Below are 9,564 nucleotides of genomic sequence, written 5' to 3'. Positions count from 1 at the left end.
CGCGCCATGCGCGAGAGCGCGGTCTTCGCCGAGGCACTTCTCGAAATGAACAAGGCTATGGGGGCCCCATGATCGACGCAAAGGCCTTCGGGGCGGAGCTGGCCGCCATCGTGCAGCGCGCCACGGCCCCGCTGCAGCAGCTGATCGAGGCGCAGGCGGCGCGCATCGCCGATCTTGAAAAGGCCATCGCCGCGATGCCCGCGCCGCAGGACGGCGCCGATGGCGCAAGCGTCACGCTCGGCGACGTGCTGCCCGACCTGCAGAAGCAGGTGGACGAGTTCCTGGCGGCGCTGCCCGTGCCGCAGGACGGCAAGGACGGCGCGCCGGGCCGCGACGGCGTGGATGGTGCACCAGGTGCCGACGGCGCCAGCGTGACCGCCGATGACGTGCTGCCGGTGATCGGAAAGCGGGTGGACGAGTACTTGGCGGCGCTGCCCGTGCCGCAGGACGGCAAGGACGGCGCGCCGGGCCGCGACGGAGCCGATGGTGCGCCTGGTGCCGACGGTTCCAGCGTGACAGCCGATGACTTGCTGCCGGTGATCGGAAAGCGGGTGGACGAGTACCTGGCGGCGCTGCCCGTGCCGCAGGACGGCAAGGACGGTGCCCCCGGGCGCGATGGCGTGGATGGTGCGCCCGGTGCTGACGGTGCCGATGGCGTCAGCCTGGCCGGGGCCATGATCGACCGGAAGGGCGCGCTGGTCGTCACTCTGTCGAACGGCACCTTGTGCGAGCTCGGAATCGTGGCTGGCAATGATGGCGCGCCGGGCGCAGACGGACAGGACGGGCTCGGGTTCGAGGATCTGGACTTCTCGTCCGACGGGCATGGGCGGCCGGTCGCCGTCTTCCGCCGCGGCGGCGCCGAGAAGTCGGTGCGCCTGCCGTGCATCATCGACCGCGGGCCATTCCGCTCCGGCGGGAGCTACGAGAAGGGCGATGCCGTGAGCTACGGCGGCAGCATGTGGATCGCGCAGGAAGACGGCGCATCGGAGCGGCCGGACGGCGGCGCGGGCTGGCGCCTGGCGGTGAAGCGCGGGCGCGATGCCCGGGAACCGAAGGTCGGCACCAATGCCTGAACTGTGCCCGGTGGAAGAGGTCAAGGCGATCCTGAAGATCGATGGGGAAGATCATGATTTCGACCTGCACCACCTGGTGCAAGCCGCCTCCGACGTCGTGATCCGCTATCTGGACACGCGGGCTGCCGAGGTCATGGGCCTGGACGAAAACGGCCAGCTGACGGCCGAAAGCGTTGTGCCGGAGGCTGTGAGGCGGGCGGTCGCAATCGTGGTCGGCGACCTTCTGGAAGCCGCTGACGCGCCCAAGCGCGTGCCCGGCGGACTGCCGTACCAAGCCGAGATGCTGCTCTACCGCTATGCCGATCCGCCCTTGGCCTGAGGTGAAGAGATGAAGCACGGGGACCTGCGGGAGCGCATCCAGATCCGCGAATTTTGCGGAACCGGGCGCGACCCGCTCAATGCGCCGGTTGGCGTCTGGCGGAACAAGGGGACGGCGATCTGGGCGAAGCGCCGCGACGTGTCGGACGGCGAGCGGCATTCCGTCGATGCCTGGAGGCAGCGCCGCGTGACCAGGTTCACGATCCGCATGTCGTCCTTCGCGCGGTCCATCGGGAGATCGGACAGGGTTCTGCACGACGGCGCCGAGTGGGCGATCACCGGGATCATGGAAGTGGAGCCAGGCAGGCGCTTCCTGCAGTTGACATGCGAGGCAGGGATCGATGAGGGCTGATGCGACGGCGATCCTGCTCGGCCTTCCAGGGCTGCGGGAGATGGTGGGCACCAGGGTCGTGTGGGGCGGCCCGGATCCGGACAGGATGGCGCTGCCATACCTGGCGTTGACGTGTCTCGACGGCCAGCGCGGCTACAGCCTGGAAGGCGGCACGGGGCTGCGCGAGGACATCCTGCAGATCGACGCCTGGGCGGACACGGCGTCCGTGGCCAATGCCGTTTCGGAGGCAGTGGCGTCGGAGATGAATGGCTGGCGCGGACAGCACGGAGCGACGTTCTTCCGATCCGTGCGCGTCATCGGCGGGCGCGACCTCTACGGGCGCGGGACCGGGACGCAAACGCCGTTGTACGGCCGGTCGATCGACCTCGGAATCAGGTGGCGCACCGCATGAAGGTCACGTTCCACGGCGGGCGCGAGCTGGAGAAGGCGCTCGGCGAGCTGCCGCGCCTTGCGACGCGCAAGGAGCTGGTGCGGAAGATCCTGCTCGCCTCGCTCGGGCCTTTCGTCACCCGCGTGCGGGCGCTGGCACCAAGGCAGGACAGCTACGGCGGGAAGATGCCGCAACTCTCGGAGAGCTATGTTGCGGGACGCAGCAGCAAGCTGTCGAAGCGCCAGCGCAGCATGATCCGGCGCGAGGGCAGATATGACGTGGTTGTGCATGCAGGAACCGCGGACCCCGCCGGGGTCCAGCAGGAGTTCGGGAACCGGCGCCACAGGGCGCAGCCTCACGCCCGCATCGCCTGGATGCAGACGCGCGAGGAGGTCTTCCGCCGGGTGGCGGAGGGGATGCGGAAGGAAGTCGCGCGGGCGGTTGCCCGGGCGCGCAGGAAGGCGGCCAGGTCCGCCAAATCTCGTTCATAGGAGCACACATGCCCGATTTTGCAGAACTCTGGGGCGGGACGGTCGAACGTTCCGCCGACGGCACCGTCTGGTCGGATGTCGAGAAGGTGACCGGCGTCACGGTTCCGGCGATCACCAAGACCTTCCGGGACCGGACCAGCATGGACACCGCGTCCAAGGTCCGCGAGTACGGCGGCGGGTTCGCCGATACCGGCGAGGCCTCGATCACCGCGTTCTTCACGGCGGCAGGCTTCGCCAAGGCCAAGGAAGACGAGGACCGCGCCGACGGAACCTACTACCGCGTCACGCTCGACGACGGGTCGGCCTTCACCTTCCTCGCCATCGTCACGGCATCGCTGGACAGCCTCGAGATGGATGCCGACGCCATGATCACCATCAGCGGCAAGGTCTCCGGCGAGATCGCCTACACGGCGGCTGCCTGATGCTGGGGGTTCTGGTGAAATCGGCTGACGGCGCAACCGAATACCGGCTGCGCTTCACCACCAATGCCATGGTCGCCTTCGAGGAGGAGACCGGGTCCTCCATCCTGTCGATCGCGAAGAGCTTCGATGCCGGAGACGAGGGCGCGATCAAGTTCTCGACCGTGCGCCTGCTGGCCTGGGCGAGCCTCCTGCATGGCGATCGCGGCATCACCCAGGAAGCGGCCGGCGACGTGATCGATGCCTGCGGCTTCCCGGCCTTCATGGCGGCGATCGGCGAGGCGATCCACGCGGCGTTTCCGGATGCGGACGGAGCGCCGAAGCGGGGAAACGGACGCAGCCGCCGCAAGGCGGCCGCATCGACTGGCGCGGCCTGACGGAGCGCTGGGTCATGTCCGGCCAGCCGATCGCGGAATTCGGGGACCGCACCCTGGCCGAGATCCAGATCGTGCTGTCCGGAACGGCGAAGCGGATCGAGGTGCGGTCCCGCATCCGCCGCGCGGAACTGCATGCGCTCGCCGCCCTGATCCGCATCGGCCACCACGCGCCGAAGCGGTTCCCGACGCAGAAGGAGTTCCTCGGCGAGAAGCGCCGGGGGAGCAGCAACGCCGAGATCAAGGCGTATTTCCTCGACCGCATCGCGAAGCAGAAAGCGAAATCCTGACATGAGCCTCGCCCAAGCCCTGATCGGCGCGCTGCGCGTCGACCTCGGGATGAACTCCGCCGCCTTCCAGGAAGGCGTTTCCAATGCCCAGCGGCAGATGCGCAAGATGGAAAAGGAGTTCGGCAAGATCGGCCGCAAGATGGAAGCGGCCGGCCAGACTCTTTCCCTGCGCCTGTCCGCGCCGCTGGTGGCCATGGGCGGCTTCTCGCTGCGCGTGGCCGGGAATTTCGAGGCGGCCATGAACCGCGTCTCCGGCGTGCTCGGGGCCAGCGCCGAGGAGATGAAGGCGCTTTCCGGCATCGCGCAGGAGATGGGGCGCACGACGCAGTTTTCGGCCACCGAGGCGGCGGGCGCGATCGAGATGCTGGCGAAGAACGGGCTGAGCGCGTCGCAGATCCTCGGCGGCGCGCTCTCCGGATCGATGACCATGGCAGCGGCGACCGGGGCAGACCTGGCGCAGGCCAGCGACATCGCGACCGACGTCATGGCCCAGTTCGGCAGGACGGCCGGCGAGATGGGCGATGTCGTCGACGGCATTGCCGGGACGCTGGTGCAGTCGAAATTCGGGATCGACGACTACCAGCTGGCGCTGGCCCAGGCGGGCGGCGTCGCTGGCGGGCTCGGCATCTCCTTCGAGGATTTCAACGCAACGCTGGCGCAGACATCGTCGCTCTTTGCGTCCGGCTCGGACGCCGGCACCAGCCTGAAGACCTTCCTGCAGCGGCTGGTGCCCGCCAGCGGCGATGCCGCCCACTGGATCGAGGAGCTGGGCCTGAACTTCTTCGATGCCAACGGGAACATGCGCACCATGTCGGAGATCGCCGGGACCCTGCAGCAGGGCCTGGCCGGGCTGTCGGACGAAGCGAAGACCGAGGCGCTGTCGAAGATCTTCGGCACAGATGCCATGCGCACCGCCATCGGGCTGGCGAAGGGCGGGGCGGAGGCAATCGACAGCATCAGCGAGGCGATCGACCGGGCCTCCGCAAAGGAGATGGCGGAGAAGCGCCTGCAGGGCTTCAACGGCGCTCTGACCAAGCTGAAATCCGCCTTCGAGGGGCTGCAGCTGGCGATCGCCAATTCCGGCCTGCTGGAGTTCGCGACGGCGCTCGTCGAACGGGTGACCGAACTGGTTGCATGGCTGTCGGAACTCGACCCGGCGATCCTTCAGGTCGGTACGGTGATTGCCGGTCTGGTGGCCGCGCTTGGCCCGGCGGCGCTGGCCTTCGGGGCCTTGGCCTCGTCGGCCTCCGTGCTGATCGGCGTCATGGCGGCCGTCGTGTCGCCGATCGGGCTTGCCGTGGCCGCGCTTGCCGCGCTGGCCGCAGGGGCGATCCATGTCGCTACCCACTGGGACGACATTTCCGCCAAGTTCCGGGAGATGGCCGCGGCCGTCATGACGGCGATCGAAGAGTTCGGCGATCGGATCGCGGAGCAGCTGCGCCAGCTCGGCTACGACGCGCTCGAATGGATGGGCGATGTCGCGAAGAACATGGCCGATGGCCTGATGAATGGCCTGAAGGCACGCTGGAAGGGGGTGAAGGACAGCATCCGCGGGCTCTTCACGGACGTGACCGAGACCGCCGAGGACGAGCTCGGCATCCAGTCTCCGTCGAAGGTCTTCAAGGAGATCGGGGAATACCTGGTCGACGGCCTGACGCTCGGCATCCTGGAGAGGGCGCCGGAGGCCGAGGCGGCGGTGAAGGCGCTGGCCGACCGGCTCAAGGGCATTGCCGCGAGCGCGATCGGCGGCGTGACCGGCAGCATCGCCAACGGCATCGCGACGGGAAATGTCGGCGCGATCAGCAGCAGCATCGGCAGCACGCTCTCCAATGCCGCCACCTCGAGCTTCTCGAACATCGTCAAGACCGGGCTCGATGCCTGGATGACCGGGAAGAACGGCTGGGCCGCGATCACCGGCGGTCTGGGCACATCGATCGCCAACCTCTCCACCGCGGTCAGCGGGCTGTCGGCGGCCATGTCGGGCGGGATTGCCTCGGCCGTCGGCGGCATCGCCTCCCTGGCCAGCGCCGCCCTGCCGGTGGCGGGGCTGGCGATCAGCGGCTTCAAGATCGTCGACTCCCTGATCTCCGGCTTCTCCTCGAAGAAGCTGAAGAAGGCGGGGATCGAGCTCTCGGTCGAGGACGGTCTCGTCGAGGGCGAGAAGTACCGGAAGTACAGGAAGTCCAGCTGGTGGGGTGCGAAGCACTCGACGCAGTGGAAGCGCTCGGACCTGTCCGATGCCGCGCTGGCGCCGATCCGCTCGGCGGTGGAGAGCGTGCAGGAGGGTGTCGTCGCGGCCTATGCGCGGCTGGGCGTCGCGGTGGACGAAGCGATCGTCGACGGCTTCGACTACTCCACGAAGATCTCCACCAAGAACAAGAGCGGGAGCAAGATCCGGGCGGCCATCCAGGAGTGGGTGACGAATTACGGCTCGGCCCTGTCGAAGGCGATCGGCGGCATCGGCGGTCCGACGCTCGAGCGCCTCGCCGCCTTCGCGCCCGCGCTCGCCGATCTCGGCCAGACGGTCACCGGCACGCTGAAGGAGATGGGCGACGCGGTGAACGGCCTGGTCGCGGCCGCGGGCGGCAGCGACGGCTTCTCCGGCCTGCTGACCGCCTTCCAGTCGGCCTTCTACACCGCGCAGGAGCAGTGGCAGATGGCGGCCGATGCGCTCGGCGATGCCTTCGCCGGGCTCGGCCTGTCGGTCCCGGCGACAGCCATGCAGTTCCGCGAGCTGGTCAATGCGCAGGACCTGATGACGGAGGCCGGGCGGGAGACCTACCTGTCGCTTCTCGGCCTCTCGGATGCCTTCGCCGCAGTCTACGGCGACGTGGCCAGTGCCACCGCGGCGCTGAGCTACGATGACGGCTGGCATCAGAGCGAGTTCGACGCGCGGCTGGCAGCGATCGCCCAGGCCAATGGCGGCGGCATCGTGCAGGAGGCGGTGTTCGGGCCGGGCGGCGTCACCTATGGCGGCGCGGCGCTGGCCGCCGAGGGCAACGGGCTGATGCGCAAGCTGATCGAGATCTTCGACCAGTGGGACGAAGACGGCATGCCGCCGGAGAGGGCCTTCTGATGCATGTCGTTTCCCGCCGGGCGATCGACCCGGCCGATGTCACGGTCTCGGTCGCCGAGGACGATGCACCCGCCTGGGCGGCCGGCACGACCTACAATCTCGGCGACAGCGTGGTGCGCGACCACAAGGTCTATGTCTCCACCATCGCCAGCAACCTCGGCAACGATCCCGCCCTCGAGGACCAGACCAGCACCTCGGCCAAGTGGGCGCTCTACCGCTGGACAAATGCCTTCTCCGCCTTCGACGGGGTGCTGACCAATCCGTCCGGCGCGGCGACCGGGGACGGCACGCTGCAGGGCGACCAGGCAAGCTACGGGCTCGATGCCAATGACAGCCCGCTGATCTTCGACATGGCGGTCGATGCGCTCGACACGATCATCCTGTTCGGGATCGACGCGATCGAGGTGCGGGTGATCTGCATCGACGGGGCAGGGACCGCGGTGCTCGACCAGACCACGCCGGTCTCCGGGCGCATCGTGTCCAACTGGTGGGAATGGCTGGCCACCGCCTTCACCAACGGGCCGAACAAGCTGGCGATCCTCGACGTGCCCGCCTCGACGGTGCGGGTGATCGTGGCGCTGACCGGCACTTCGGTCGCGCTCGGCGAGATCGTGATCGGAGCCAGGGCCTTCGTCGGCGACACGCTGCACAACGGCACCTCGGGCAAGGCGGTCACCGCCTCGCGCTTCGAGTTCAACGATTACGGCCAGCTGCAGCTGGTGACCCGGCCGACCCGCAACGAGATGACCTATGCCTGCGTGACCACCGCCGCCTACTGGGCGCAGGTCAAGCCGATGATGGACCGCCTGGCGGGAACGCTGGTCGGCGCGATCGGCGCGGCGCACCGGCCCTCGACCATCCAGTTCGGCGTGCTCGGCACGGTCGACTGGTCCGAGGAGCTGCCCGAGGACTACGAGTTTTCCTTCACCGTCAAGGGAGTGATCTGATGACGATCCCCACGGTTCCGGCCTATGCCGGGTCCCTTCCGGACGAAACCGACCCGATCACCTTCTCGGCCCGGGCCGAGGCCGTCTTCGGCTGGCTGGTGACCGGGGCGGCGCCCGCGATCTCGAACGTGGCCACGGAGATGAACGCCGCGCTGGCGGGCGACCCGGGCACCGTCATCGATGCGGTGGGCGGCATCCAGGACCGGCTGGCGCCGGGCTACCTGCCTGGCCCCCCGGTCTACCTGACCAGCGGTTCCGGCTCCTGGCCGGTTCCGGCCGGGCTCAAGGCGCTCGACATCCAGATGCTCGGCGCAGGCGGCGGCGCGGGCGGCGTGGCCGGAAATTCCGGGATCGAGGACGCCGCGTCTTCCGGCGGCGGCGGCGGCGGCTACTGCCGGAAATTCCATGTGCATGTGAGCGGCCAGACCTATTCCTACGCGGTCGGCACCGGCGGGACATCCGCGCCGGGAAATGCGGACGGGACGGGCGGCGGACAGACCAGTTTCTCGTCCTCCGGCAGCCTGAGCCTGACGGCGAATGGCGGCGGCGGCGGATTTGGCATGTCGGCCGTCAATACGGGGCAGGCATCCGGCCCCGGCGGCGGCACGGCCTCTGGCGGCGACCTCAATGTCGAGGGCCAGCGCGGCGGCATGGGCAAGGTCAACGCGTCCAACCCGGCCCCGACAGGAGACGGCGGCGCGCCCGGCGCGCTGTTCCCCGGAACCAAATTCCAGTTCCTGTCGCAGACCGGGGCTTCGGCGCTGTCCCCAGGCGCTGGCGGCGCGGGCGCGATCGCCACCGGAGACGACAACCTGGCGGGCGGCCATGGCGGCGACGGCCTGATCATCCTCATCCCCTACTTCTGAACAGGAGGCTTCAATGGCAATCACGCCACGCGCCGTGACGGTCACCGTCAACGGCCCCGAAGGCGCGCTCGAAGGCGTGCAGTACCGCTTCATCCTGCGCGGCACCGGCCTGAGCGGAGATGGCAACATCGTCACCAACCCGCCGGGATATGTCACCGGCACGAGTTCGGCCGCCGGGCTGGTCGAGGTCGATCTCTGGCCGAACGATGCGGGCACCTCGCAGACCTGTTACGAGGTGCAGGAGTTCCGCACGAAGTCCAACGGAAAGCAGGTCTGGGAGACCATCGGCGCGATGCTGGTGCCGTCCTCCGGCGCGAGCACGATCGACGTGATGCTGCTCGATCAGCTTCCCGCGAACACCGAGCCGCATACGGTCCTGACCACGGCGCAGTATGATGCGCTCGTCGCCAGCACGCTGAAGCAGACCGACCGGCAGTCCGGGCCGCGCGATTCCACGGCCGGCAAGCTGCTGGAGGTCGGATCCTTCGGCATCGGGACGGTGGTGGCCGCCAACGAGATCGCCAGCTTCGACGACACCACGCTGCAGACCGGCTTCTATTCGACCACGGCGACCAGCGCCAATCCGCATTCGGGCTTCGCCTCCAGCATCGGCGAACTCTCCGTCCACCGCCTGAGCGCGACCGCCTTCGTGGAATGCTGGTCGAACAACACGCAGAACGCCAATGGCGGGATCTGGAAGCGGAGCTACCAGGGCGGCGCGTTCGGGCCCTGGGTCTACATGTTCCACAGCGGCAACATCTTCGATGCCATCGGCGCGCTTTCCAGCGGCCGGCCGACCGGCGGCCTGATGCCCTACGGCAGCGGCGCAAACGGCCGATGGGCGCGGCAGGCCAACGGCTGGCAGGTCTGCACGCACGCGCTCGATCTGGGTTCCATCCTCGCCAATGGCGACCCCGACACCGATCCTGACGAGCTCTACCGGACGGCCAGCCAGAACTGGACCTTTCCGGCTGCATTTGCGGCCCAG

At 68.7% G+C, this 9,564-nt stretch carries 11 protein-coding genes and 1 pseudogene; all 12 read left to right on the top strand.

Features of this window, described 5'->3' with window-relative positions:
* The first annotated feature begins 68 nt into the window (after positions 1-68).
* Entirely contained in the window at positions 69-1,073 is a 1,005-nt protein-coding gene (locus HCC78_RS30455) for a hypothetical protein (RefSeq protein ID WP_216671386.1), read from the top strand.
* Positions 1,066-1,392 carry a head-tail connector protein gene (locus HCC78_RS30450; RefSeq protein WP_172332501.1) on the top strand — a complete coding sequence of 109 codons (327 nt, stop codon included), beginning with the start codon at positions 1,066-1,068 and terminating at the stop codon, positions 1,390-1,392. Before HCC78_RS30455 ends, HCC78_RS30450 begins: the two co-directional genes overlap by 8 nt.
* Positions 1,393-1,401: 9 nt before the next feature.
* Positions 1,402-1,743: a head-tail adaptor protein gene (locus HCC78_RS30445; protein WP_172332500.1), complete on the top strand. Its 342-nt coding sequence runs from the start codon at positions 1,402-1,404 to the stop codon at positions 1,741-1,743.
* Positions 1,733-2,134 carry a DUF3168 domain-containing protein gene (locus HCC78_RS30440; RefSeq protein ID WP_172332499.1) on the top strand — a complete coding sequence of 134 codons (402 nt, stop codon included), beginning with the start codon at positions 1,733-1,735 and terminating at the stop codon, positions 2,132-2,134. Before HCC78_RS30445 ends, HCC78_RS30440 begins: the two co-directional genes overlap by 11 nt.
* Positions 2,131-2,604, top strand: a complete 474-nt coding sequence (locus HCC78_RS30435; RefSeq protein WP_172332498.1) for a hypothetical protein — start codon at positions 2,131-2,133, stop codon at positions 2,602-2,604. Before HCC78_RS30440 ends, HCC78_RS30435 begins: the two co-directional genes overlap by 4 nt.
* Before the next feature lie 8 nt (positions 2,605-2,612).
* Complete coding sequence (locus HCC78_RS30430; protein WP_172332497.1) at positions 2,613-3,026, top strand: phage tail tube protein; 414 nt, start codon at positions 2,613-2,615, stop codon at positions 3,024-3,026.
* Positions 3,026-3,400, top strand: a complete 375-nt coding sequence (locus HCC78_RS30425) for a hypothetical protein (RefSeq protein ID WP_172332496.1) — start codon at positions 3,026-3,028, stop codon at positions 3,398-3,400. The genes HCC78_RS30430 and HCC78_RS30425 overlap by 1 nt, the downstream gene beginning before the upstream one ends.
* 14 nt (positions 3,401-3,414) lie before the next feature.
* A complete protein-coding gene (locus HCC78_RS30420; protein WP_172332495.1) occupies positions 3,415-3,687 on the top strand; it encodes a hypothetical protein in 273 nt (90 codons plus the stop codon).
* A 1-nt stretch (position 3,688) separates the two neighbouring features.
* Positions 3,689-6,763, top strand: coding sequence for a phage tail tape measure protein (locus tag HCC78_RS30415; protein ID WP_172332494.1), 3,075 nt, complete (start codon positions 3,689-3,691; stop codon positions 6,761-6,763).
* Complete coding sequence (locus HCC78_RS30410) at positions 6,763-7,710, top strand: hypothetical protein (protein ID WP_172332493.1); 948 nt, start codon at positions 6,763-6,765, stop codon at positions 7,708-7,710. Before HCC78_RS30415 ends, HCC78_RS30410 begins: the two co-directional genes overlap by 1 nt.
* A complete protein-coding gene (locus HCC78_RS30405) occupies positions 7,710-8,576 on the top strand; it encodes a hypothetical protein (RefSeq protein WP_172332492.1) in 867 nt (288 codons plus the stop codon). The genes HCC78_RS30410 and HCC78_RS30405 overlap by 1 nt, the downstream gene beginning before the upstream one ends.
* Before the next feature lie 13 nt (positions 8,577-8,589).
* Positions 8,590-9,564 (top strand): annotated as a pseudogene (locus HCC78_RS30400) (hypothetical protein); the annotation flags it as partial.

The sequence above is a fragment of the Mangrovicoccus sp. HB161399 genome, assembly GCF_013184745.1.
Lineage (GTDB): Bacteria > Pseudomonadota > Alphaproteobacteria > Rhodobacterales > Rhodobacteraceae > Mangrovicoccus.
Note: the sequence above shows the minus strand (reverse complement) of the source record. Positions and strands in the feature narration are given on the sequence as shown.